This window comes from Chitinophaga cymbidii, from assembly GCF_007992715.1.
GTDB lineage: Bacteria > Bacteroidota > Bacteroidia > Chitinophagales > Chitinophagaceae > Chitinophaga > Chitinophaga cymbidii.
This window is the reverse complement of record NZ_BKAU01000001.1, coordinates 179,634-205,025: the sequence shown is the minus strand read 5'-3', so window position 1 is coordinate 205,025 and position 25,392 is coordinate 179,634. Positions and strand designations below refer to the sequence as shown.

Genomic DNA, 25,392 nt, shown 5'->3' with positions numbered 1-25,392 from the left:
TATTTGTTCCGTTAAAAAAGACTGATCACTCCATGAATGTACTGGAAAACGTTTCGCTCCGGCCTTACAACACATTCGGCATTGATGCTTCGGCCCGTTATTTCACCGCTTTCCGCTCACAGGAAGAATTGCTGACCGTGCTCGCGGCGCCCGAATGGAAACATGCGCGCAGGCTCATCCTGGGCGGTGGCAGCAACATCCTGTTAACGCAAGACTTTGATGGCATTGTGCTGAAGAATGAATTGAAAGGGATTCGTGTGGTGCGGGAAGATGAGGAGTTTGTATATGTGCAGGCGGGAGCAGGCGAGAACTGGCACGGGTTTGTGATGCATTGTATTGCGCAGGGCCTCGCGGGACTGGAGAACCTTTCCCTGATCCCCGGCAATGTGGGCGCCAGCCCGATGCAGAACATCGGCGCGTATGGCGTGGAGATCAAGGATACCTTTTATGAGCTGGAAGCTTTTCACCTGTCCGATCACGCGCTGGTGAAATTCAATAAGGAAGCCTGCGCTTTCGGCTACCGCGAAAGTGTTTTCAAACGGGAATATAAAGATCAGTTCGTGATCCTCAACGTCACTTATAAATTGAATAAAAAACCGTATTTCAATACCAGCTACGGAGCGATAGAGCAGGAGCTGGAACGCATGGGCGTTACTACACCGAGCGTCCGCGCCATCAGTGATGCGGTGATCAACATCCGCTCTTCCAAACTTCCCGATCCCGCGAAAATCGGGAATGCCGGCAGCTTCTTCAAGAACCCCGAAGTTACCCGCGAAAAATATGAAGCACTGAAAGAAGCATTCCCGGAGGTCGTGGCCTATCCGCTACCCGGCGATCACTTCAAGCTGGCGGCAGGCTGGCTGATCGAGCAATGCGGATGGAAGGGATACCGCAACGGAGATGCAGGCGTGCATGCCCGGCAGGCCCTGGTGCTGGTCAATTACGGCAATGCAAAAGGGGAGGAGCTGGTGGAGCTTTCCTGGAAAGTGGTGGACAGCGTGAAGGAAAAGTTTGGTGTGGTGTTGGAAAGGGAGGTGAATATAGTTTGACGGGTGTAACCATATGCGCTGAACCACCGGTTTTGCCGCGTACACCATTACGCTTTATAATTCCCGATCGCCCGCATGATCTGCTCCGCATGCTCCCGCGAATTTTCGATGAACCACTTGTGGGTATTCATCCCGCCGCAAACCACGCCCGCCAGGAATATGCCGGGCATATTGGTTTCCATCGTTTCGGGATTGTAAGTCGGGCACCTTATTTCATCAGGCGATAATGCGATGCCCGTTTTCTCCAAAAAGTTGAAATCCGGCTGATACCCCGTGGCCGCGATCACAAAATCATTCGGGATAGTAACCATTCCCTCCGGCGTTTTAATATCCACTTCATTTTCCCGTATAGCCGTTAACGTTGAATAAAAATAAGCCTTGATGCTGCCTTCGCTGATGCGGTTCTCAATGTCCGGCTTCACCCAGTATTTCACCCGTTTCCCGATCTCGCCTTCGCGGATCACCATGGTTACGTCCGCTCCCTTGCGGTAGGTTTCCAGCGCCGCGTCCACGGAAGAGTTGTTGGCGCCGACCACGACTACGCGCTGTGTGGCGTAGAAATGCGGGTCTTTATAGTAGTGGGTGACCTTGGGGAGATGTTCGCCGGGGATGTTCAGCAGGTTGGGAATATCATAAAAACCGGTGGCGATCACGATGAAGCGCGCGGTGTATATCTGTTTGCTGGTGATAACCTTGTAGTGGCCGTTTTCGGGTTTCACGGCTTCCACTGTTTCAAAAAGATGGATGTTGACGTTTTTGGAAGTGGCTACGCGGCGGTAATATTCGAGCGCTTCGGGGCGGGTGGGTTTGGCATTGTTGGACACGAAAGGAATACCGCCGATTTCCAGCCGCTCGCTGGTGGAGAAAAATGTCATATTCAGCGGATAGCGGTACAGCGAATTCACCAGGCATCCCCGCTCGATGATCAGGTATTCAATCCCTTCTTTTTGCGCGGCCAGCGCGCAAGCCAGACCTATCGGCCCGCCGCCGATGATCAATAATGCTACGTGTTTCTCCATCCCTAAATTTAAACCAATTTTTCCATCCTGTTGAGCAGCTCGAACATCCACGCATTGGTAGCAGCGCAATAATGCGCACCGGCGCGCATTTCGGCAGCCGGTTGCACAAATTCACCGGGCGTCAGCTCATCCCCGCAATGCTGTATCATGCTTTCCACGGCAGCGGGCGTTACTTCAAAATGGAATTGCAGCGCGAAAACTTTTTCTCCGATGCGGAACGCCTGGTTGGGCGTAACGGCTGTAGATCCCAGGTGGACGGCGTTCTCTGGCAGGTCGAAAGTATCGCCGTGCCAGTGAAAGACCGTGGCTTCCGCGGGCGCCAGCTCTTCGCTCAGCTGCGCGGGGAACCAGCCGATCTCCTTTTGCCCGTTGCGGTAAACGCGCGCGCCCAGCGCCGCGGCGATCAGCTGTGCGCCGAGGCAAATGCCCAACACCGGCTTCCCGGCGTCAATTGCGGCGCGGATGAACGTTTTTTCCGCGGCCAGCCAGGGATAGGTTTTTTCGTCGTACACGCCCATCGGCCCGCCCATAACGATCAGCATGTTCACGTTCTGCGGATCGGGGAAGGAAGCATCTTCATAGCATTTTGTCGCGCTCACGGTATGACCTTTTACATCGATCCAGTCGGCAATACAGCCGAGGCCCTCAAAAGCCGCATGTTGGAGATAATGAATGTGCATATAGTTAGCGATTAGTCCTGCTTGTCATTTTCCGGGAAAAGTATATCCATTTCCGTTGTGATATTATCAGGCAGGCTTTTGCCTGTCTTTGCGTCCAGTTCCTTTATCAATTCAAATTTTCCGATGATGGTATCGCTTTTCCGTTTGCCGTCTTTCAGTCTTTTCATCGCTTCGTCATGCGAAAGGCTGGCCTGCCGGAGGTTATGGCCGATCTTCTGCATTTCGTCCAGGAAAAGGATGAATTTGTCGTACAGTAACCCGCATTGCCGGAAGATCTCTTCCACGTTCCGCACCCTGTTTTCGTTCTGCCACAGCAGCCTTACGATCTTGAACGTGGCCGCGAGGGTGGACGGCGTGATCAGCACGATCTTCTTTTTCAGGGCGCGGTTGAAGATATCCGGGTTTTCGTTCAGCGCCAGCGTGAGCGCGGATTCGAAGTGCATGAACATGAATATGAAATCCGGCGTGCGGAGGCTGCCGAGCGAATGATAATTTTTGGCGGACAGCTCGTCGATGTGATCGTTGATATTGCGCACGAGTTGTTTGATGAACAGTCTTTTTTCTTCAGGATCGCTGGCGTTGAAATAAGATACGTAGGCATTCAGCGATACCTTGCTGTCTATCACCAGGTGCTTGCCGTCCGGCAGCTTCAGGATGAAATCGGGCCGGCGGTTTCTTTCCGCTTCCGTATCGCGGTATACTTCTTCGCTCGTGTAATCGATATACTTCTGCAATCCTTCCGCTTCGAGGATCAGCTTCAGCCGGTCTTCCCCCCATCCGCCCTGTACCTTTACGTCCGATTTCAGCGCGCCTGCGAGCTTCTGCGCATCTTCGCTCAGCTGCATGTTCAGCCTGTGCAAGGATTCGATCTCTTTTTTCAGGGAGGTGATGTCCTGTATATCTTCCTTGCGGGTATCCTCGATCGTTTTTTTGAATTGCCCGATGTCGTTTTTCAACGGGGCGAGTATATGATCGAGCGTGGTCTTGTTGTTGTCCGCCAGGTCGCGGCTTTTTTCCCTGAGGATGTCTGTGGCGAGGTTGCGGAACTGTTCGCGGTTGGCTTCGTGTATCCGGGCCAGTTCCCGCCCGAAATCCGCCATCTGTTCCTTTTCCTTGAGCAGGGCGGACACTTCGTTGCTGAAGCGGAGAATGTCGTTCCTTTTGCTTTCGAGCTCTTTTTCTTTTTCCTGGAGGTTATACAGCAGGTTGTCGTACATGTCCCGCACAACGTATTCTTCGTTTACCTGTTGCCGTGTGAGGGCGTGGTGAGTGGGGAGGTAGTATTTTCGGAGGAGGAGATAACTGCCCAGGCTGCCTGCTATCAGCCCTATGACCAGTCCTGCCAGGAGGGAAACACTCATGTCCAAAGTTACATAAAAAAGCAAAACGGCCCCGGGGTTGCCGGGACCGTTTGTGGTGTATAAAAACGAACATTCTACATAAAGTGATAGCGCACGAACGCTTCCATGGCGGCGTATTTCTGCAGGCCCAGTTTGTCGTACAGCTCCGCGGTGTTGGCGTTGCGTTCTTCGGCGCGCTGCCAGAACTCGCGGGAGTCGGTGCCCTGGAAGGGAACCACGTCTTTCTGGCTCTGGTGGATGAAGATGCCGAGGCGTTTCTGCATCACCTGGTCGGGGCTCATGGGCACGGCCATTTCGATCTCGTGGATATCCCATTCCTGCCATGCGCCTTTATAGAGCCATACCCAGCAGTCTTTCGCCCAGTCGTCGCCTTTCACTCTTTCCAGTGCGGCAAAGATGGTGTCCAGGCATACCTTGTGGGTGCCGTGCGGATCGGCGAGGTCGCCCGCGCAGAAGATCTGGTGCGGCTTGATCTGGCGCAGCAGGTCTACCGTCAGCTGGATGTCCTCTTCGCCCATCGGTTTCTTTTCCACCAGGCCGGTTTCGTAGAAGGGCAGGTTCTGGAAGTGCACGTTTTCCTCGGGGATGCCAACATAGCGGCAGGTGGCCTTCGCTTCGCAGCGGCGGATCAGCCCTTTGATGGCGCGGATCTCCGGGGTATCTTTCTGGCTTGGCTTTTTGATCTGGATGAATGCCTTGGCGTCTTCCAGTATCTGGGAGCTTTTGGCGCGGTCGATGTCGAACATGCCTTCGAAGCCTACGGCAAAATCGATAAAGCGCAGCAGGAACTCGTCTGTTACGGCAATGTTGCCGGAGGTCTGGTAAGCTACGTGCACGTCGTGCCCCTGCTCGTGCAGGCGGATGAAGGTGCCGCCCATGGAGATGATGTCATCGTCCGGGTGCGGGGAGAAGATGAGCGCGCGTTTGTGTTCGGGCTTTGAGCGCTCGGGGTGGTTCGGCAGCTGTGCGCCGGGTTTGCCGCCGGGCCAGCCGGTGATGGTATCGCGGATGGCGTTGAACTCTTCGATGTTCAGCTCATAGGCGGAGCCGTATTGTACGATGAGGTCGTTCAGGCCGTTGTTGTTATAATCTTTATCCGTGAGCATGAGGATGGGCTTGTTCAGCTTGAGCGCCAGGCTGGTCACCGCTTTGCGGATCAGCTTGGGCGTCCATTCGCAGTCGCCGGTGAGCCAGGGCTCTTTGTTGCGGGTCAGCTCGGTGGCTGCCTGCTCGTCTACCACGAACTTGCAGTTGCGGTGCTGCTGAAGCAGGGAGGCGGGCACCTGGTCGGTGCTGTTGCCTTCTACGGAGCGGCAGACGATCTTTGCTTTGTGGGTACCCCAGGCCAGGAGGATCACCTTTTTGGCCTTCATGATGGTGCTGATGCCGGTGGTTACCGCGAGGCGGGGTACCTGGCTCATGTTGGAGAACTCGAAGGCATTGGACAGGCGGGTGGAATTGTCCAGCGTCACCAGGCGGGTATGTGAATTGATGCTGGAGCCCGGTTCGTTGAAGCCGATGTGGCCGTTGGTGCCGATGCCGAGGATCTGGATGTCTATGCCGCCGGCTTCCTCGATCTTGCGCTCGTAGGCTTCCGCGTAGGCTTTGATCTGCTCCTTGGGCACGGTTCCGTCAGGAATGTGATAATTGCCTTCCGGAATATCGATGTGATTGAATAACTGTTCTTTCATGAACCGGTTGTAGCTCTGTAAAGCGTCCGGCTCAATGGGATAATACTCGTCGAGGTTGAAGGTAACCACGTTTTTAAAGCTGAGGCCCTCTTCCTTGTGGAGCCGTACCAGCTCTGCGTAAAGGTATTTGGGTGTTGATCCTGTGGCGAGACCCAGTACTGCGGGCTCTTTTGCTGCCTGTTTTTCGCGAATAAGAGTAGCAATTTCCTTCGCTACGGCTTGCGATCCTTCCTTCGCCGTAGGGTGGATTTCCACGGAAATCTGTTCGAAACTGTCGATCAGTTCAATTTCCTGGTGATTAATGGTCATTTTTCAAGTTTTTATGCGTTTTCAAAAACGAGCCCGAAAATTAAATAAAATACAGGGATTGTGCGTGGAAATTTATATTTCGCCATCGAAAACCCCCATTAACAGGATAAATGTTATCCGTACCCTTCTAAAAATCCAAAATGCTTTCTGCCGCGTAATTATAGGTATAGATGAGAAAGATGCTTTTAGCGGTTTCAGGCGCTTTCCTGATGAGTGTGGCAGGTACTGCCGCGATGCCGGTTGTGAACCCCGTCGGTAGTGGTTTGTTGATCCCCGCCGCTATCGCAGACTGGAAAATATCTCCTACCGGCATTTGGGCGGGAAAGAAAGACGGGAAAACGTATTGGTACAAGCTGGACAAAAACGCGCAATTATGGTGGAGCACAGACGGAAAAAAGTGGGTGTCTGTGGAAGGAGGCATGTGGGCGGACAAGCATGGCAAATGGTTAAAGATCGGTGAGGGGAAGCTGTGGTGGACAACGGACGGCGGAAAGAACTTTTCGGAAGTGCCGGAATGGAAATGGAGAGGGCCGGGCGGCGAATGGTACAAGTTTGATGCAAAGTGGACCTTATGGGTAAACAAAAAGGTGTAAAAGAAACATGAATAGCATACAATAGGATGGACCGGCACTTCTGTGCCGGTTTTTTTATGTGGCAACAGACCGGTGTTTGCGGGAAGCATTTTGTTCCCGGAGATTTAGGGAATAGAATTATTTTTGACGCATATGAAGAACCCTTTGGTCAGCATTATAGTACCTGTATATAACGTGGAACCCTGGCTCCCTGCCTGTATTGATTCGCTGGTGAATCAAAGCTGGTTACATGCGGAGATCATCTTCGTCAATGACGGATCAACAGACGGCTCCCTGGCCGTTTTACAGGCTTCCGCGCAGCGAGACCAACGCATCCGGGTGCTCACGCAGGAGAACGCGGGCGCAGGCGCTGCCCGTAACCATGGGCTGGATACAGCTTCGGGCGAATATGTGATTTTTGTGGATGGTGACGACAGGATCGCTTTGAACACCGTGGAGGATTGTATAAAACAGGCGCTGGATGTGGACGCGGATATTGTTTGCTTCGGGTTCCGTAAAGTAAGAAAGCCCGATAATGACCTGGAAACGATCAGCAGCTTTGAATATGAGCCCGGCAGTTTTGCTGCGGACGATCACCTGGACAGCTTCTTTGCGGAAAACTCCCATCGGAAGGAAAAGCTGAATACGGCCACGATGGGCAAGCTTTACCGGCGTTCCCTGCTGGAGCAGCATCGCATCCGGTTCCGGCTGGCTGTTTTTGAAGATACGCCGTTCTTCCTTGAGGCTGCATACCATGCTAAAAAGATCGCCCGCATCTCCGGCGCCCTCTACGAATACTTTATCCGGGAAAAGAGCGTGGCGGCACGCTCTACCACAGGCGCCCTCATTTCCGCAGAAAAAATATCGAAATTCTATACCGCCGACGCATGGGTCAAAGACTTTCTCATCCGGGAGAACATATTCGGGCAATACCGTGCCGGCTATTACCGCTTTCACAACGCGAGAGTATTATTGTACGGTGGATATTTTGAAGTGTATGTGGATGGAAAGGGAGCGGATGATGACGCTGCCCGCCTGTTCCTGGAACACCTGCGCATGCACCGGAAAGACGTTACATTTCACCGTAAGGGTTTGTACAGGGCATACCGCAAAAGGGTGTTCATGCTGAAGGTGGGGCTGTGGCTGAGCGATATCAGCCTGCGGTTGGCGCATCGTTTTTTTGTGCGTTATGAAAGAACGCTGGCCCCAAAATAGTGTCCAGCTTTTGCATGTATACATCTATCCCGAACTCGTCTTTCACGCGCTGATGCAGCTCCTGTGGAGTTATGGATGCCCTGAAGCCGGTGATGATCTGTGTGAAGCGGGATAAGATATCGTCGTTCAGCGCTTCCAGCAGATGCACGCCGGGAAAATGCCGCCGGGACAGCTCTGCCGCCGCGCCTACGGGATAGGCTGCAACAGGGATTCCCGCCGCGAGGGCTTCCAGGGTGACCATCTCAAATCCTTCGAAACGGGAAGGGAAAAACATCAGGTCTGCTTTCGTGTAAGCCTCCTCGTTAATATTCTCCACCGTCAATCCCGTTTTCACCTTAGTATGTTTGAATGCGGAGAATAGCCCGCTGTTTCCCGCATGGTTACAGGCGATGACCAGTTCCCAGTTATCCGCCTGCTCTATTATTTCCGCCAGGCGCTGTAAGGCAGCCAGCCCTTTTCCGTTCTCAAGGCGCCCGACGAACAGCACCCTGGTGACGTTATCATTGTTTCCTTGAACGGGGAAAAAACGTTGGGTATCCACGCAGTTATTAAGGACACGTACTTTTTGCAGATCTGTTCCGTAGTAACGGGCAAGGTCCTGCTTTACTTTTTCCGAAACGGCAATGATCGCTTTGGCATAGCGGCAGGCCCGGCGCTGGAGGTTCGCCATCCTGCTCAGTTTTTCGTCCGGCTTGCCGTAGGCCAGCTCCATCGCGTGGTAGCTGCCGTGAATGAAAAGAAAATCCACCGGAAAAAAAGGCGCCGACTCGCCATGCGAGATCACGATGTTGCGCCATTGCCCCGTTATCCACAGCCAGGCGGAGGCATAGCGGGCGAGGTAAATACTTTTACGCTTTCTGAAGTGGCGGTAATTGAACAGCCGCGCGTACAGTTTCCCGACAAACGAACCCAGCAGGAAGCGTTCGTCGATGATCTTTGTTTCGATGCCCCTGCTGTTAAAATATGCATCGATATAATAAACGACCCGCTCTACACCGCCGGCATTTGATTTGCCGTTGAATGATATGACGATGGCTTTCTTTCCCATGAACGTATTGTGTTGCCGCTAAATTAATCCAAAAAAGCAGAAAGCCCCTGCTTTCGCAAGGGCTTCCGCTTTCGTCTGCAATATGTCTAGTTTACGATCAGCTCATCCACAAACAACCAGGCCGGGCTTCCTTCGCCGGGCTTGCCTTTCGGGATAACGCCGGCATTCAGTGCCACGAATTTCACATAACGTGCTTTTGTATTTTCCAGCACAGCTGTTTTCTGCATGATGCCATTTTCATTGCTTTCATTCAGGCCGGTCAGCTTGAATACGTTCTTATATGTTTTCCCATCCTGCGAAACATAAAAATCGATCTGCTTCGGGGCATAGATCCATTGGTCTTTTGCCTGCAGCAGGCCGATGGTGATGGTTTTGATCGCTGTGGAATCGCCAAGGTCCACTACCGCTTCAAAGTTGCTGCCGTTGTAGCCGGTCCACTGGTTATCGTTGAATTCCACGGCGCCTCGGATGCCGTTCACCAGCACAAAGGAACTGCCGGGATCGTAGTTCTGGTGCGGCGGGCGGGCCAGTGTAACTGTTTTGCCTACCGCTTTGTGGAGTTGAAATGCCTGCTGGAATTCATTGCCGTACATCCGGTCGCCCTGGAACACCGCTCCCCTGATGATGCCGGTGTGTTCTACTTTGATGGGCGCGGTGTAGGGTGTGGATTGCGCGGTGGGGGCGGAGCTGTCGGTCGTGTAAAATATCTTTCCGCCATCCAGCTTGCTGTCCAGCTTCACCTGCACGCCGCCGTTTTCTCCGCTTTCCACTACGCCGCGCACTTCAAATACATGCTTTGCGTAGTTCACGTTTTTCAGTTCCAGGCGGCGGAAGTGCGATTTAAGCCGTTCGAGGAAATTGTCGTAGTTCTTTTTCTCCGGTTGCGTCCACAGCACTTCCGCGAGGGCGGTGGCGCGGGGATATACCATGTATTCCACGTGCTCTGCGTTCTTGATGTACTCCGTCCATACATTGCCCTGCGCGCCGAGGATGAATTTGCGTTCTTCCGCGCTCAGCTCCGCGGGCACGGGCTCGTAGGAATATACCTTGCTCACGGGCGTGAAGCCGCCGATGGCGACGGGCTCGTTCTTGCCTTGCGACTGGTAATGGTCGAGGTACACATAGTTGCCGGGCGTCATGATCACGTTGTGATGCTGTTTGGCCGCGGCAATGCCGCCTTCGATGCCGCGCCAGCTCATCACGGTGGCGTTCGGCGCGAGGCCGCCTTCCAGTATTTCGTCCCAGCCGATGATCTGCCGTCCCTTGCTGTTCAGGTATTTTTCAATGCGCTGAATGAAATAGCTCTGCAGCGCATGCTCGTCTTTCAAACCGTTTTCTTTGATCCGTTTCTGGCATTTCGGGCATTTTTCCCAGCGGGTTTTGGGGCTTTCATCACCGCCGATGTGGATGTATTTGCCGGGGAAGAGGATCATCACTTCATCCAGCACGTCCTGCAGGAAGGTAAACACGGAATCGTTGCCGGCGCAGTATATGTCATCCAGCACGCCCCATGTGGTACCTACTTCATAAGGCCCGCCGGAGCAACCGAGGTGCGGATAGGCTGCCAGCGCGGCGAGCGAGTGCCCCGGCAATTCTATTTCCGGTATCACGGTCACATGCCTTTCGGCGGCATAGGCCACCACCTCCTTGATCTGTTCTTGTGTATAGAAGCCGCCATAAGGCTTTCCATCGAACTTCTGATCTTTGTAATGCCCCACCATGGACTCCTTCCGGCGGGACGCTACTTCCTGCAGCCGCGGATATTTTTTGATCTCGATGCGCCAGCCCTGGTCTTCCGTGAGATGCCAGTGGAAGGTGTTCATTTTATGCATCGCCAGCAGGTCGATATATTTTTTGATGAACTCCACCGGGAAGAAATGCCGGCCTACATCCAGGTGCAGCCCGCGGTAGGAGAAGCGGGGATGATCGTAGATGTCCACGCCCGCAATCCAGAAAGCTTCCGCTTTCTGCACGGGAAGCAGCTGCAACAGCGTCTGCATGCCATAGAACGTGCCCGCGGCGTCATCGCCGGTAACGGTGACCTGGTCTTTACCCACTTTCAGCGCGTAGGTTTCGGCCATGCCCGGTTGTTCTTTCGGGTTGCTTTGCAGGATGATGACGTTATGCGTGCCGCTGTCCTGCACTTTGAGATCGTAGCCGCTTAACATGGAAAAGTAAGCGTTGAACAGCGCGGCGGTCTGCCGGTCTTCTTCAGACGCGGCGACCAGCACGGTTTGTTTGTCCAGCAAAAAAGAATCCCTGGTTTCCTGCAGCCGGGCGGGCAGCGGGATGATGCTCACCTTTGCTTTGGGAGCAATAGCGGGGCCGGTCCCGGTGCAGGCTGCAAAACCCAGTGCGGTGCAGCCGGCCAGGAGGTGGAAGATGCTTTTGATGGTCATGTCCTTGTTTATTATCTACCGGAAAATACTACTCTATAATGATTTCATCCGCAAAAATATGCGCCGCTTCCCCTTTGCCGGGATGCCAGTCCGGGATAACGCCGTGATTGCGCGCGATCACTTTCACATACCGCGTTCTGACGTTCACCGGCAGCGTCAGCTCCTGGATGTGGCTGCCGTATTCCCTGTCTGAAAAGGTGTTCTTGACCACGCCGATGGACGTAAAATGCTGACCATCTTCGGATGCGAGAAATTCCACCTGCGTGGGATACCATATCCAGCTGCCAAGGTCCTGCAGCACGCCCAGCCCGAGTTTTTTCAGCTGCCGCGGCGCCTTCAGGTCAACAATCGCTTCCAGGTCGCCGGGGTAGTGGCTCTGCCAGGCGCCGAGGCGGAAATCCTCCTTGCCGCGGATGCCGTCTATCAGCGCATCCGGACCGCCCGCATCAAAGGCGGGGTTGATCTTCGACAATACCCGCACCGTTTTGTCCGTGGGAATGCGGTAGAAGGGGGTAGCCACTATCTGGCTGTAACGGCCATTGCTGTATGCTATTGCTTTTAGTGTGCACGTTTCCGTTATCTCCACGGGCTTTGTATAGCGGGGTGATGTGCGGTCGGGCGTAGCGCCGTTGAGCGTGTAGTAAATGGGCGCGTCAGCTTTCAGCGTTACGTGGATAGGCGTTTTGAAGCGATCCGCCGCTGCTTCCACATAAGGTGCGCGGACGATCGGCGTGGTGCGGATGCTGCTTACGGGCTGCTGCGTGGCCGACGTTTTGTTCGGTTGATTGCCCATGGAGAAGATCATGGAACCGCCTTTCATGATCGTGGCGTGATCGATCTGCGCGATGTTGAGCGGTTTGCTGTTCACGTGTACAGACTGCACATAGAAATTATTGGTGGTGCGATTTTTTGCTTTGATGGAGAATTGTTTTCCATTTTCGAGGTGGATGATCACTTCGTCGAACAACGGTGTGCCGAGTGCATAGGTGCCGCTGCCGGGCGTAACGGGATAGATGCCCATGGCGCTCATCACGAACCAGGCGCTCATCTGTCCGCAATCTTCGTTGCCGCTCAATCCGTCCGGCGCATTGTGATACAATGTGGTCATCACCTGGTGTGTCAGCTCCTGTGTTCTCCACGGCTGGCCGGCGTAGTTGAAGAGATAGGCGATATGATGGCTCGGTTCGTTACCATGCGCATACTGCCCGATCAGCCCGGTGATATCCGACTGATGGCGGCCGGAGAGCTTTGCTTCCGTGGTGAACAAAGCGTTCAGCTTCCGCAGGAATTGCGCAGTGCCGCCATGCAGTTTGATCAGGCCGCTAACGTCCTGCGGCACGGCGAAGCTGTATTGCCAGGAGTTGGCTTCGGTGAAAAAGCCGTTCACTTCTGTGGGATCAAAGGGGCTCATCCACCTGCCGCCGATCCTGCCGCGCATGAAGCCGGTGGAATCGTCGTAAATGTTTTTGTAGGATTGCGCCCGCAGCATATAACGCTCGTAGGTGGCTTTATCACCCAGCCACAGCGCCATCTGTGCAATGCACCAGTCGTCATACGCATATTCCAGCGTGCGCGATACCGATTCAGGCTGTGTTTCAAGGCTGAGGTACCCCTGCCGGATATAATCCTGTATGCCGAAGCGGTCGCTTTCTGCGTAGCTGCGCATGGCTTCCAGCGCGTATTTAGCATCGTATCCACGGATGCCTTTCTGGTAGGCGTCCGCGATCACCGGCACGGAGTGATAGCCGATCATGCAGAAGGTTTCGTTGGCGCTCAGCTCCCATACCGGCAGCATGCCGCCGTATTTGTATTGCACCAGGAAGGTGTTGATCCAGTCGTTCGTTTTTTGCTGGTTGATGATGGTCATGAGCGGATGCAGGGCGCGGTGGGTGTCCCAGAGGGAGAACACGCTGTAGTTGTCGAACCCTTCGGCTTTGTGTATCTGCTGGTCTGTTCCGCGGTATTGCCCGTCCACATCCATGTAGAGATTGGGATTGAGGCAGGCGTGGTATAATGCGCTGTAGAAGATCGTTTGCTGGTCGGGTGTGCCGCCTTTTATTTCGATCTTGCCCAGTTCCTTGTTCCAGGCGGATCTGGCTGCTGCCAGTGTTTGTTCAAAGTCGAAGCCGGGCATTTCGGCGTTGAGGTTTTTCATCGCGCCTTCTTCGCTGACGCCGGAGATGGCTACTTTCACCAGTACGGGGCGGCTGGCGTCGAATGTAAAGTATGCTTTGATGTTGCGGCCTTCGGCTTCTTTCAGTGCGCCTTTGGTAGTATCTCCCAGTGCCACGGTATGCGCGGTGAAAGGCTGCGAGAATTTCATAGCGAAATACAACACCTGGTCTTTCGCCCAGGAGGTAGAGCGCCGCATGCCGGTGACGGTACTGTCGTTCAGCACTTTCAGGCTGGAGTTGATCACGATGTCGCGGTGATAAAGATCGAGCAGCACGTGTCCTTCTTTGGCCGAAGCGGGAAATTCATATTTGTGCAGGCCCACACGTTTGGTAGCGGTGAGTGATGCGGTGATATCGTATTTGTTGAGTTTAACGCTGTAAAAACCGGGATATGCTTTTTCGTTGTTGTGCGAGAAAGGGGAGGCGTAGTCTTCGTTGTTCCAGGAAGGCTGGCCTGTTACGGGCATGAGCAGCACATCGCAGTAATCCTCAATGCCGGTTCCGCTGAGATGGGTGTGCGAAAAGCCGTAGAGTACGGAATCTGTATAGTGATAGCCGGAGCAGCCGTCCCACCCTTTCAGTCTTGTATCCGGGCTCAACTGCACCATGCCGAAGGGCAGGCTGGGGCCGGGATAGGTGTGCCCGTGACCGCCTGTGCCGATAAAGGGGTTTACTTTCTGTGTATAATCCGTTTGCTGCGCCTGCGCGGCGGATGCCAGCCCGAGGGCCAGCGCGGCCAACCATTTTTTCATCATCACTGTATTGTTTAATATGCTACTTGCAGAAAAAGCTAAAATAGGCAAAAAGTGATCGCTAAAACGTTTAAGTACGGGAAAAAACTGGTGAATCGATTGCAAAGAAAAGCCTCCCGGTGAAAGGAGGCAAAAGGGTATTGTTTTGGGTGAAAATTGTATGTGTTTCATTATTTCAGCAACAACTCACAAATCACCGGCCGGTGGTCGGAGGCAACCGTTTCCTGCAGCACGAGCGCGTTCACGACGTTCCATTGGGATGATGGCCGCAGCAACACGTAATCCAACTTTTGTGTAGGGGTGTCTGCGGGCCAGGTAGGACCGAGCTTTTCGCTGGCGTCTATGAAAATGCTTGTTAATGCGGAAATTTCGGGGGATGAGGGTTCCGCATTCAGGTCGCCGGCAAGGATCAGCGGCAGGCTGTCTTTCGAAAAATGTTTCAGCAATTTGTCCGCCTGCGCCATACGGCCCGCGGGATTTTCCAGGTGATCGAGATGGGTGCTCGCGAATTGCAGCAGGCTGTCTCCCGGCAGCTTTACTTTCACTACGGCGGCGCAGCGCGGTTCACCTTCTCCTTTGGCCGGCAGCGGAATGGTATACATGTGCTCGATCGGGTAGCGGGAGAGGATGCCGTTGCCATAAGAGCCGCCATCGTGGCTCATGGACTTGCCGAAATAAATATACATACCTGTTTGCGCGGCGAGTTCTTTGAGCAGATCTTTCTTCTGAACACGGTTTGTGCAGCTGTCTACTTCCTGCAATGCCACCAGGTCTGGATTAGTGGCGAGGATCACGTTCGCAATACCGGCAATATCCTGCTGGCCGTTGGTGTTCTCGCCGTGATGGATGTTGTAGCTAAGTACCTTGATGATCTGCCCCTGTACCTGCGCCCATGCGGGAACGCCTGGAAGAAGCGCGATCATCAGAATGATAATGGATCGCTGCATATGAATGTGTTAAGATGTCCGGATGATATATGAAATTAACTGTTAGTTCCGTCAAACCGATACAACTTTCATGCCTTTCCGTGCTACATCATCAGCATCTTGTCGTTGTGTCTGCAATACTAAGCGAAAGGAAATCCTGGTTCTTCAATCTGCCACTAATTTAAAATTTATTTAATGCATTGGCAAATGCGCGGGTGGTTCCGTACGGAAATTTAATATTGAAAACACGATGGAGGATTCTTTCAGAGTGAGTTATGAAAGAAATATTTTTTATACACGATTTGGGGAGAATTTTCGTTTCGGGCGTTTTGCCGTGAGGATCAATGCGAATATTTTTTATGCATTGAGAGCCGATTCCGCTTCCTGGCGGATGAGCTTCACCTGTTCCGCCTGCGTCACGGCGATGCCGTATTCCGGCACGCCGGGAATGCCGCCCATGCTTACATCGGGGTTGCGGTATTGCATGCGGCTGTCGATATACGTTTTGGCGGTGGTATGAAACTCGGTAACGCTGGATGTTTTTGCCAGTTCCGCTACATTGTTTGCTCTTACGCCGGAGCCGGCCATGATGATGATACGTCCGTCCGCTTTTTTCACGAGCTCAGCCAGCAGCTGCGCACCCTCGGGGGCCGTGTTCTTTTGCCCGGATGTGAGAATGCGTTCGCAACCGGCGTCAATCACATCTTCGAGTGCTTCGAATGCGTTGGCCGTCATATCGAACGCACGGTGAAACGTAACGCCCATCGGCCATGCCAGCTCCACCAGCTCGCGCGTACGTTCCTTGTCCACTTTTCCGTCCGCGGTCAGCAGGCCGGTCACCACGCCGTCGCATCCTGCCTGTTTGCAAAGCAGGATATCTTTTTTCATGATCGCAAATTCAATATCGTCATACAAAAAATCACCTCCGCGCGGCCGGATGATGGGGTACAATGCAATGCGCACTTTTTCCCGCGCGGTGAGTATCGTGGCGTAACCCGGTGTGGTGCCGCCTTCCAGCAGGTTGTCGCAAAGCTCTATTCTGTCCGCCCCGCCTTCCTGCGCGGCGATGCAGGACGCTACCGATGCCGCGCATATTTCGAGTGTGATCTTTTTCATGATGTGTAAAAGTACGGTTCTTTCCCGGGAGCCGCCAAAAAGCAGCGGTGGCCGACAAAAAAACTGTCCGCAAAAATAGAACCGGGTGGTTCTCTTCTGCGGACAGCTTCCAGGAAATGTTTTCTCTTATTTCGTAAAATAAAACTTGCCTTTCACGACCTTCTCCGTATCCGCATTTTTCACGGCGTAGCTGAAGCCGGGCTGCAGGCAGAATGCGCCGTGTTCCCCTTTTTTGTTCAGCGCGAGAAAACCGATCTGTATCTCTTTCGCTTTCGCCGGTTTTTTTTGCACGATGCGCATCACCGCTTCTTTGCAGGCTGCTTCGGGCGAGTATCCCTGCCGCATCAGCTCCACTACCAGGAAGCTCCCCACCACGCGGATCACTTCTTCCCCCACGCCGGTAGCCGTGGCAGCACCCACTTCATTGTCCACGTACAACCCCGCGCCAATGATCGGGGAATCTCCCACGCGGCCATGCAGCTTGTACGCCATGCCGCTGGTGGTGCAGGCGCCGGAGAGGTTGCCTTCCGCATCCATCGCCACCATCCCGATCGTATCGTGATTGTAAACATTGCCGGGGAGCTGCAGCGGGTTGAAGGCGGAGGGTTTGCCTTCGTAAGACTGGTTTTCGATATTGATGACCGGTTTGTATTCCGCTTTTTTCAGCCACTCTTTCCATGCTTTTTCCGATTCGGGCGTCAGCAGGTTTTCTTTCTGAAAGCCGTTTTCAAGCGCGAACTGCAGGGCGCCGTCGCCTACGAGCATTACATGCGGCGTTTTCTCCATCACTTTGCGGGCCACGGAAATGGGATGTTTGATATGTTCCAGCGCGGCTACAGACCCGCAATTGCCGAATTCGTCCATGATACAGGCGTCCAGCGTCACGCGGCCATCGCGGTCCGGCGCGCCGCCATATCCCACGGTGGTGTTCTTCGGATCAGCTTCCGGCACATGCACGCCGTTTTCCACGGCGTCGAGCGCGCGGCCGCCTTTCTCCAGCACTTCCCAGGCCGCTTTGTTGGCGGCTACGCCAAAATCCCAGGTAGATACTACAATGGGCTTGCCTTTTACAACGGTCCGCCTGCTTTTGCGGGATTGCGCAAATGCGGAAGGCCCGTCGAGCGAAAGCAGGGCGGCACCTGCGGCGGCGGTTTTGAAAAAATGTCTTCTACTGCTCATCGTTCAAATATTATGGCCTAAAAATACGAATGATCCGGTGAAGGATCATTCGCGATATTGAACTGGTCTTATTTCCGTTGTTGTCTAGTCTTTCATCTCCCAGGCCATGGCGCTGGCGCCGAGAATGGCGGCGTCGCTTTCCCGCAGTTCGGAGAACACGAGCTTTACTTTGTTCTGGAAGATGGGTAACAGGTTCTTTTCCATATGATGGCGGACGGGGCGCATGATGAGGTCTCCCGCCTGCGTGAGGCCGCCGAAAAGCACGATGGCTTCCGGGCTGGAGAACATCACGAAGTTGGCAAGGGCTTCGCCCAGTATCCTGCCGGTAAATTCATATATCTCGATCGCGAGCTTGTCGCCTTTGATCGCCGCTTCGTAGATCACTTTGGAATCGATCTCTTCTTTCTTGTGGTTGCGGAGAACGCTGGGTTCATCGGGACGGCTTTCCAGCAGTTCGAGGGCGGTGTTGGTAACGCCGGTGGCGGAAGCATAGGCTTCCAGCGAGCCGTGCATGCCGGTGCCGGGATGCAGGCGTCCGCCGGGCACCACAATGATGTGGCCGAGTTCGCCGGCAAATCCGTCGTGACCATAGATCAGCTGCCCGTTTGCCACAATGCCGCTGCCTACGCCGGTGCCGAGGGTGATGGTAATAAAATCTTTCATGCCGCGTGCGGACCCGTAGGTCATTTCACCGAGCGCCGCCGCATTGGCGTCGTTGGTGAGCACGGCCGGCAGGCCAAAGAGGTCCTGCAGCATCTGCGCCAGGGGAATGATCCCTCTCCAGCGCAGGTTCGGCGCATATTCAATATTACCGGTGTAATAGTTACCGTTCGGCGCACCTACGCCAATACCTTTGATGTGCTCGATGCCACCTACCTGGTCTATCAGTTTCGATAAACGTTCGTGCAGTTCTGCCAGGAACATCGTTACTTCTTCGTGAGCTTTGGTTGACATCCTGTCCTGGCATAAAATATTACCACGACGGTCTACGATTCCAAATTTTGTATTTGTACCTCCAATATCAATGCCCACCGCTAATTGCTGACTCATAGTCTAATCCTTGGGATTTTAAAATTGATTTAACGCGAATGGCAAAAAATGCCAGATATGCAAAACAGATCACCGGTACGATGTAAGACATATGTATGCCTATTTCCTGAACGTCCGCCAGGCCGCCCTGTACCGGGGGGATCAGCGCGCCGCCGAGGATCATCATGATCAGGAAGGAAGAGCCCTGACCGGTGTATTTACCGAGCCCGGCGATGGACAATGCAAAAATGCAGGGCCACATCACAGAGCAGAAAAGGCCGCCGCTGATGAAAGCAAAAGTAGCTACTTCACCTTCGGTAAACAGGCCGATGACCATGGCCGCAACGCCCATGATGCCGAACGTCATCAGCGTTTTGGCCGGTTTCTCCTGTCCATAGAAGAAGCCCAGGATCTGTATGGCGATGCAGATGGCGAAAGGATATAATTTGCTTACATCATTTCCTTTCAGCGCATTTACGCCGAGGATCACGCCATAAGCTATGAAAGGCACCACCACGGACAATACCTGGCGGGCTGTTTTTGAAATGTTGAATACGGTGATGGCGCCCGTCCACCGGCCGATCATCAGACCGCCCCAGAAGATGGCGATGTAGGGATCCAGCTCGGATTCCTTCAGTCCCTCCATGGTGAGGAAGCCGGGTCTTTTCAGCAGCTCGCCCATGTTGCTCGCTACGCTCACTTCCACGCCCACATATACAAAGATGGCGATCATGCCCATGATCAGCTGCGGATATTTCATCGCTCCCCAGCCTTCGCCGGCTTTGCGCGCGGAGGATTGGGAATAGAAAAGGATCAGGAGGATGCCGACGATGCCGGCAATGAAGAAAGGCAGCGGTTTGTCGATCACGATGCCGGCGAGAATGAGGATGAACATCAGGGAGATGCCTACCAGTGAGCCGGTGGCTTTGGAGGAGGATTCAAAATGTTCGTCTTCCGTGCCTTTTGGCATTTTAGTGACTGCGAAGATGCCCGCTGCGATCAGGAACAGCCCGATCAGCAGAAGGTAAAGGGTATTGATCTTGCTGATGTCCGTATCTACTGCCGCGCCGCCGTCTTTCGCGCTGCCGAATAGCAGCATGCTCACGATCAGCGGGCCGATAGTAGTACCAAAGGAGTTCACGCCGCCCGCGAGGTTCAGCCGGTGGGAGCCCGTTGCGGGATCACCGAGCAGAATGGCGAAGGGGTTCGCCGCGGTCTGTTGCAGGGAAAAACCAAGGGCCACAATAAAAAAGGCGCCGAGTATCAGGTAAAAGGCCGCGGTCTTGTCCGCCATCCCTTCGCCCGCATTCACCGCGCCGATCAGCGCTACCGCGCCAACAACGGAGATCAGCAGGCCGTAGATGATGCCTTTCTTGAACCCGATCTTGTTCAATATATCAACTCCCCTTATCGCTGAAAGCAGGTATAAGATGAGTGCCCCGATGAAATACGCCCCGTAAAAAGCAAAATCGATCAATTGCGACTGGATCTGGTTCAAATCGAAATGCGCTTTGCAAAAGGGGATGAAAATACTGTTAGACGCTGCTACAAATCCCCAGAAGAAAAATACCAGTATCAGTACAAAAAACGTGGGATGTGTGCCTTGCTTGCTTTGCTGCGACATAAACGTGAATTTGTTAAAATTGGCTCTAAATGTATAAATATTTTTTTGACAAAAGATTAAAAAGTCGAAGAAAAGTTGTATTTTCTTTTACTGCTCAAACGTTTTAGCTAATATATTTATGAAATTAGCAAATTGTTCTTTATGTTCGTGCCAATCTTTATTCTTTATTTAATCAACCTACCGTCCGATGAATGATAAGTCCGCTACAGTTGCCGCTCCGCGCGGTAACTACAAACAGGCAATGGCGATCATTGCCACGCTATTCTTTATTTTCGGTTTCGTAACCTGGCTGAACTCCGTATTGATCCCCTTTCTGAAACAGGCCTGTGAACTCAGCGATTCCGCGGCCTACCTGGTAGCCACCGCCTTTTACATTTCCTATTTCGTGATGGCTTACCCTTCTTCGTTTATTCTCCGGAAGATCGGCTTTCCACGGGGGATGTCCGTAGGATTGCTGACGATCGCGGCGGGTTCCCTGATCTTCATCCCCGCGGCGCAGCTGCGGTCTTACCCCGTTTTCCTGATCGGACTGTTCGTGCAGGGTACCGGTCTTGCTTTGCTGCAGACCGCCTCCAATCCCTATGTGACGATCATCGGTCCCATCGAAAGCGCCGCCAAACGCATCAGCATCATGGGCATCTGTAACAAGATCGCCGGGATGATCGGCATCCTTGTACTGGTGAAGCTCCTGTTCAGCGACACCATCGAGATCTCTCACAAGATCGATTCCCTGACAGGCGCGGCAAAAGAAGCGGAGCTGGACCTGCTGGCCAGCCGCCTGATCATGCCTTACGCCATCATGGCCGTGGTACTGGTACTGCTCGCTATCTTCGTGCGCCGCGCGCATCTGCCGGAAATCAACCAGGAAGAAGACGAGCTGCCGAAGCTGGATGTAGAAGAAGGAAAACCCGTGCCTGCTGTGGCGCCCGGTGTGGACGTGTATGGCCGCACTTCCCTTTTCCAGATACCTTACCTGCTGCTCGGCGCGCTTTGCATCTTTGTATATGTAGGCGTGGAAGTGCTTGCGATCGATACGCTGGCGTTGTATGGCGAATACAACGGCCTGGCGAAAGACGTGGCCAGTAACCTGAGCATCTATTGCCTGGTGGCATTCACCATCGGTTACCTCATTGGCGTGGTGGCCGTACCAAAATACATCACCCAGAAGAAGGCGTTGATCACCTGCGCCATCCTCGGCGTGGTATTCACTTTAGGCGCCCTGCTCACTACCGGGATGACCTCCATCGTGTTCATCATTCTCATGAGCTTCGCGCATTCGCTGATGTGGCCCGGCATCTGGCCGCTGGCGATCAACAAGCTCGGGCCTTTCACCAAACAGGGCTCCGCACTGATGGTCATGGGCATAGCCGGCGGCGCCATCCTGCCGCCCGTGTACGGCCTCATCGTGGAAGCAATGGACAACAACCGTCAACTGCCTTACGCGATCATGATCCCCTGTTACCTTTACATCCTTTATTTCGCTTACGCGGGTCACAAGAAGGGCTTACCCGTCTGATCCGGTCATACCTTTTTTATATAACGGGCATTCTCTCGCGGGAATGCCCGTTTTGGTATTATTTTAACAAATCCCCTCGCCACAACCCCAAGACAAGGAGAACACAAGGAGAAGACAAGGAGAGCACATGGAGAAGAGAGGTAATATCCTATCAGCAGAATTTTTTTTCCGGGATTTTTGCCTTGCCAGTATGTTTTTATACTTTTAGGTGTAAAAAATACGCTTTAAATGATTGCGCAAGTAAAGGAAAGATTCCACGAGTTATTTGGAAATGAACCGGTTATAGTGAGTTCGCCCGGCCGGATCAACCTCATCGGAGAGCATACGGATTATAATGAGGGCTTTGTACTGCCCGCGGCGATCGACAAGAAGATCATTTACGCCATCGCTTTAAACGGCACGGATACCTGTAACGCTTATGCCTTGTTTAATAACGAGCAGCGCTCTTTTTCCCTGAAGGACGTAAAGCCGTCGGACGGCTGGATCAATTACCTGATGGGTGTTGTATACCAATTGCAGCAGCGGGGTTTTGAAGTGAAAGGATTTGATTGCGTGATCACCGGCGACATTCCCATTGGCGCCGGCATGAGCAGCTCCGCCGCGGTGGAAGGTGGGCTGGTAGTGGCGCTGGACCATCTGCTGGGCTTTGGCCTCTGCCGGATGGACATGGCCAAAATAGGCCAGCTGGCGGAACATACCTTCCCCGGCGTGAAATGTGGTATCATGGACCAGTTCGCGAACCTGCACGGTAAGAAAGACCAGGTGATGCTGCTGGATTGCCGCAGCCTGGAATACCAGTATTTCCCGTTCGAGTTTTCCAGAGATTACAAGATTGTGTTGTGCAACTCCATGGTGCACCATTCGCTGGCGTCTTCCGAATATAACGTACGCCGCGCGCAGTGCGAGGAAGGCGTGGAAGTGTTGAAGGCGTATTTCCCCGGCATCAAAAGCCTGCGTGACCTTACCGCGGCCCAGGTGGAGCAGCACCGGGACAAACTGCCCGCGAAAGTATACGACCGCTGTCTGTATGTTACCCAGGAAAACGAACGGGTGGGAAAAGCCTGCGCGCATTTGCAAAAAAACGAACTGGACGAAGTGGGGAAGCTGATGTATGCTTCGCATGAAGGATTGAGCAAACTGTATGAAGTGAGCTGTCCGGAACTGGATTTCCTGGCGGACCTGGCGAAAGAAAGAACCGAAGTGGCCGGCGCACGCATGATGGGCGGCGGTTTCGGCGGATGCACCATCAACCTGGTAAAAACGGATCAGGTAGATGGCTTCATTTCGTTTATTCAATCACGTTATAAAGAGAAATTTGGTAAAATACCGGAAGTATATGTGACGGCTATCGAAGACGGCACTAAAATGAATTAGGTTGATATATGTGAGTGGGTAAGGAAAGGGCGATGGTCGGTGACCATCGCTTTTTTTGTCGTCATATTATTTTAACTTTCTTTATCACGATCTTACCAATGTGCGGGAAATGGCCGGCAGGATGTTAAATTACAGCACTATGAGAAAAGCACTTTTCATTTTTTTACTGCTCGGTTCCACGCGGTTGCTGGCGCAGCAGGATATCAAGCCGTACGGCGCCCTGCCGTCCGCTGCGCAGCTGAAATGGCAGCAGCTGGAATATTACATGTTCATACACTTCGGGCCGAACACTTTTACGGACAAGGAGTGGGGGCATGGGGACGAGGACCCGAAGGTCTTCAACCCCACGCAGCTCGATGCGCGCCAGTGGGCACGTACAGCAAAGGCCGCCGGTATGAAAGGCATTATTATCACCGCCAAGCACCACGATGGTTTTTGCCTCTGGCCAAGCGCCTACAGCAAGCACACCGTGCGCGAAAGCGCCTGGAAGAACGGGAAAGGCGATGTGCTGAAGGAGCTTTCTGAAGCCTGTAAGGAAGCGGGACTGCTTTTCGGGGTGTACCTCTCGCCCTGGGACCGGAACCATCCCGCGTACGGCACACCGGAATATAACCAGGTATTTGCCAACCAGCTGAAAGAAGTGCATACGAATTATGGCGATGTGTTTGAGCAGTGGTTCGATGGCGCGAACGGCGAAGGGCCGAACGGCAAGAAGCAGGTGTACGACTGGGACCTGTTCCACAAGACCGTACGGGACATCCACCCCAACGTGATCTTCTTCAGCGACGCCGGTCCCGGTTGCCGCTGGATCGGTAACGAGAACGGCTTTGCCGGGGAAACCAACTGGAGCACGCTGAACAGGGAAGAATTTCACCCCGGCATGCCCGGCATACAGGATATTCTGAACAGAGGACAGGAAGACGGCACGCACTGGGTGCCCGGTGAAGCGGATGTATCCATCCGTCCGGGATGGTTTTACAGTCCGTCTACGGATGACAAAGTGAAAACGCTGCCCTGGCTGTTGGACATCTACTACAAATCCGTGGGCCGCAACGCCAACCTGCTCCTGAATGTTCCGGTAGACCGCCGGGGCCTCATCCATAAAAACGATTCACTGCGGCTGATGGAACTGAGAAAGGTGCTGGACGAATCTTTTAAAACCAATCTCGCCATCCGCGCCAGAACAACGGTGACCAATACACGGAAGAACAGCATGCTGAGCAGCGCTGTGCATCTGACCGACAATAATCCGAATACCTACTGGGCCACGAACGACGGCGAGCTGCAGGGCACTATCACCCTGAGCTTCGAACGGCCGGTGACGTTCAACCGCCTGCAGATACAGGAATACATCGCATTGGGCCAGCGCGTGAAATCCTTCAGGGTAAGCGTGCGGGAAGGCAACACCTACCGCGAGGTGGCGAATGAAACCACGATCGGGTACAAGCGCATCCTGCGGCTGCCCACGATCACCACGGCCGCTGTGAAGATCGAACTGCTGGACGCAAAAGCTTGTCCCGTTATCAGCGAAGTAAAGCTCTTCAAAGCCCCCGAACTATTGGCCGATCCCGGCATCAGCCGTAACAAGGAAGGCCAGGTGAGCATCACCGCGGCTTCGCCGGACCCGGTGTTCCATTACACAACAAACGGCAGCGAGCCCACCCTGCGCTCCCCGAAATACACCGGCACCCCGTTCGCTTTTCCCGGAACGGGCGTGGTAAAAGCCAAAGCTTTTGTGAACAACGGTAAGCAGTCCAGCGCCACCGTCACCGCGGAGTTTGACCTGGCGCCCGTGAACTGGAAACTGCTGCAGGTCAGCAGCCAGGAGAACAGGGGAGAAGGCGAAAAGGCGATCGACGGGGATCTCCGTACCGGCTGGATCAGCAAGGACGGCGGATATCCGCATGAGATACAGGTGGATATGGGCGGCGTAACGACCATTAACGGCTTTACCTACACTCCGCATCCCAGCCGCGGCATCGTTTACAACTATGCTTTTTACGTGAGCACCGATGGGAAAAACTGGGGCCGGCCGGTTGCCCAGGGCAGCTTTGCGAATATCCAGAACAACCCTGTAAAACAACGTGTAAAGCTGCCGAAATCCGTGCAGGCGCAATATTTCAGGCTGGTGGCGGTAGCTCCCGGCAGCGCGCAGGAGAAAAGAGCGGCGGCGGCGGAGATCGGGGTGTTCTGACGCCGGTAAACGGCCGCACCGGCAGGTAAAAAGCCGGGCCGGAAGCATGATCCCGGGGCCATGATCCGGCAGCACGCCACAGACGCATGATCAGCACCCGAAAAAAGGGAGGAAACACAGGCCAGTCCGCGTTTCCTCCCTTTTTATCTTCCCCAAAAAAAATCG

At 53.8% G+C, this 25,392-nt stretch carries 18 protein-coding genes; 6 read left to right on the top strand and 12 right to left on the bottom strand.

Features of this window, described 5'->3' with window-relative positions:
• The first annotated feature begins 32 nt into the window (after positions 1 to 32).
• Positions 33 to 1,049 carry a UDP-N-acetylmuramate dehydrogenase gene (gene murB, locus CCY01nite_RS00855; RefSeq protein WP_146857416.1) on the top strand — a complete coding sequence of 339 codons (1,017 nt, stop codon included), beginning with the start codon at positions 33 to 35 and terminating at the stop codon, positions 1,047 to 1,049.
• 47 nt (positions 1,050 to 1,096) lie between these two features.
• Here the strand turns inward: murB and CCY01nite_RS00850 are convergent, their stop codons facing one another.
• From CCY01nite_RS00850 to nagB, 4 genes are all read right to left on the bottom strand, one after another.
• Positions 1,097 to 2,068, bottom strand: a complete 972-nt coding sequence (locus tag CCY01nite_RS00850; protein ID WP_146857415.1) for a YpdA family putative bacillithiol disulfide reductase — start codon at positions 2,066 to 2,068, stop codon at positions 1,097 to 1,099.
• An 8-nt stretch (positions 2,069 to 2,076) separates the two neighbouring features.
• Positions 2,077 to 2,748 carry a type 1 glutamine amidotransferase gene (locus CCY01nite_RS00845; protein WP_146857414.1) on the bottom strand — a complete coding sequence of 224 codons (672 nt, stop codon included), beginning with the start codon at positions 2,746 to 2,748 and terminating at the stop codon, positions 2,077 to 2,079.
• Between the two features lie 11 nt (positions 2,749 to 2,759).
• Positions 2,760 to 4,109, bottom strand: coding sequence for a DNA recombination protein RmuC (locus tag CCY01nite_RS00840; RefSeq protein WP_146857413.1), 1,350 nt, complete (start codon positions 4,107 to 4,109; stop codon positions 2,760 to 2,762).
• Between the two features lie 74 nt (positions 4,110 to 4,183).
• Positions 4,184 to 6,109, bottom strand: coding sequence for a glucosamine-6-phosphate deaminase (gene nagB, locus CCY01nite_RS00835; protein WP_146857412.1), 1,926 nt, complete (start codon positions 6,107 to 6,109; stop codon positions 4,184 to 4,186).
• Between the two features lie 170 nt (positions 6,110 to 6,279).
• Here nagB and CCY01nite_RS00830 point away from each other — a divergent pair, with 170 nt between their 5' ends.
• Both CCY01nite_RS00830 and CCY01nite_RS00825 read left to right on the top strand, forming a co-directional pair.
• On the top strand, positions 6,280 to 6,702 hold the full coding sequence (locus CCY01nite_RS00830) for a hypothetical protein (protein WP_146857411.1): 423 nt from the start codon (positions 6,280 to 6,282) through the stop codon (positions 6,700 to 6,702).
• Positions 6,703 to 6,834: 132 nt separating this feature from the next.
• Positions 6,835 to 7,896: a glycosyltransferase family 2 protein gene (locus CCY01nite_RS00825; RefSeq protein WP_146857410.1), complete on the top strand. Its 1,062-nt coding sequence runs from the start codon at positions 6,835 to 6,837 to the stop codon at positions 7,894 to 7,896.
• On the opposite strand, the gene CCY01nite_RS00820 is transcribed toward CCY01nite_RS00825, so the two are convergent.
• From CCY01nite_RS00820 to CCY01nite_RS00785, 8 genes are all read right to left on the bottom strand, one after another.
• Complete coding sequence (locus CCY01nite_RS00820; protein ID WP_146857409.1) at positions 7,835 to 8,944, bottom strand: glycosyltransferase family 4 protein; 1,110 nt, start codon at positions 8,942 to 8,944, stop codon at positions 7,835 to 7,837. The genes CCY01nite_RS00825 and CCY01nite_RS00820 overlap by 62 nt on opposite strands.
• 86 nt (positions 8,945 to 9,030) lie before the next feature.
• Positions 9,031 to 11,343, bottom strand: coding sequence for a glycoside hydrolase family 20 protein (locus CCY01nite_RS00815; protein WP_146857408.1), 2,313 nt, complete (start codon positions 11,341 to 11,343; stop codon positions 9,031 to 9,033).
• Between the two features lie 28 nt (positions 11,344 to 11,371).
• Positions 11,372 to 14,269 (bottom strand): GH92 family glycosyl hydrolase, encoded by a 2,898-nt coding sequence (locus CCY01nite_RS00810; RefSeq protein WP_146857407.1) that lies wholly within the window; start codon positions 14,267 to 14,269, stop codon positions 11,372 to 11,374.
• A gap of 170 nt (positions 14,270 to 14,439) precedes the next feature.
• Positions 14,440 to 15,216 (bottom strand): endonuclease/exonuclease/phosphatase family protein, encoded by a 777-nt coding sequence (locus CCY01nite_RS00805; RefSeq protein ID WP_146857406.1) that lies wholly within the window; start codon positions 15,214 to 15,216, stop codon positions 14,440 to 14,442.
• A 336-nt stretch (positions 15,217 to 15,552) separates the two neighbouring features.
• Positions 15,553 to 16,311: a copper homeostasis protein CutC gene (locus tag CCY01nite_RS00800; RefSeq protein ID WP_146857405.1), complete on the bottom strand. Its 759-nt coding sequence runs from the start codon at positions 16,309 to 16,311 to the stop codon at positions 15,553 to 15,555.
• A 126-nt stretch (positions 16,312 to 16,437) separates the two neighbouring features.
• Positions 16,438 to 17,490 (bottom strand): glycosylasparaginase, encoded by a 1,053-nt coding sequence (locus CCY01nite_RS00795; protein ID WP_146857404.1) that lies wholly within the window; start codon positions 17,488 to 17,490, stop codon positions 16,438 to 16,440.
• A gap of 84 nt (positions 17,491 to 17,574) precedes the next feature.
• Complete coding sequence (locus CCY01nite_RS00790; RefSeq protein WP_146857403.1) at positions 17,575 to 18,540, bottom strand: ROK family protein; 966 nt, start codon at positions 18,538 to 18,540, stop codon at positions 17,575 to 17,577.
• Positions 18,512 to 20,143 carry an MFS transporter gene (locus CCY01nite_RS00785; RefSeq protein ID WP_146857402.1) on the bottom strand — a complete coding sequence of 544 codons (1,632 nt, stop codon included), beginning with the start codon at positions 20,141 to 20,143 and terminating at the stop codon, positions 18,512 to 18,514. Before CCY01nite_RS00785 ends, CCY01nite_RS00790 begins: the two co-directional genes overlap by 29 nt.
• A gap of 187 nt (positions 20,144 to 20,330) precedes the next feature.
• Here CCY01nite_RS00785 and CCY01nite_RS00780 point away from each other — a divergent pair, with 187 nt between their 5' ends.
• The 3 genes from CCY01nite_RS00780 (at position 20,331) to CCY01nite_RS00770 (ending at position 25,227) form a co-directional block, all read left to right on the top strand.
• A complete protein-coding gene (locus tag CCY01nite_RS00780) occupies positions 20,331 to 21,659 on the top strand; it encodes a sugar MFS transporter (RefSeq protein ID WP_146857401.1) in 1,329 nt (442 codons plus the stop codon).
• A gap of 228 nt (positions 21,660 to 21,887) precedes the next feature.
• On the top strand, positions 21,888 to 23,033 hold the full coding sequence (gene galK, locus CCY01nite_RS00775; protein WP_146857400.1) for a galactokinase: 1,146 nt from the start codon (positions 21,888 to 21,890) through the stop codon (positions 23,031 to 23,033).
• A gap of 139 nt (positions 23,034 to 23,172) precedes the next feature.
• Positions 23,173 to 25,227, top strand: a complete 2,055-nt coding sequence (locus CCY01nite_RS00770; RefSeq protein WP_146857399.1) for an alpha-L-fucosidase — start codon at positions 23,173 to 23,175, stop codon at positions 25,225 to 25,227.
• The last annotated feature ends 165 nt before the right edge of the window (positions 25,228 to 25,392 follow it).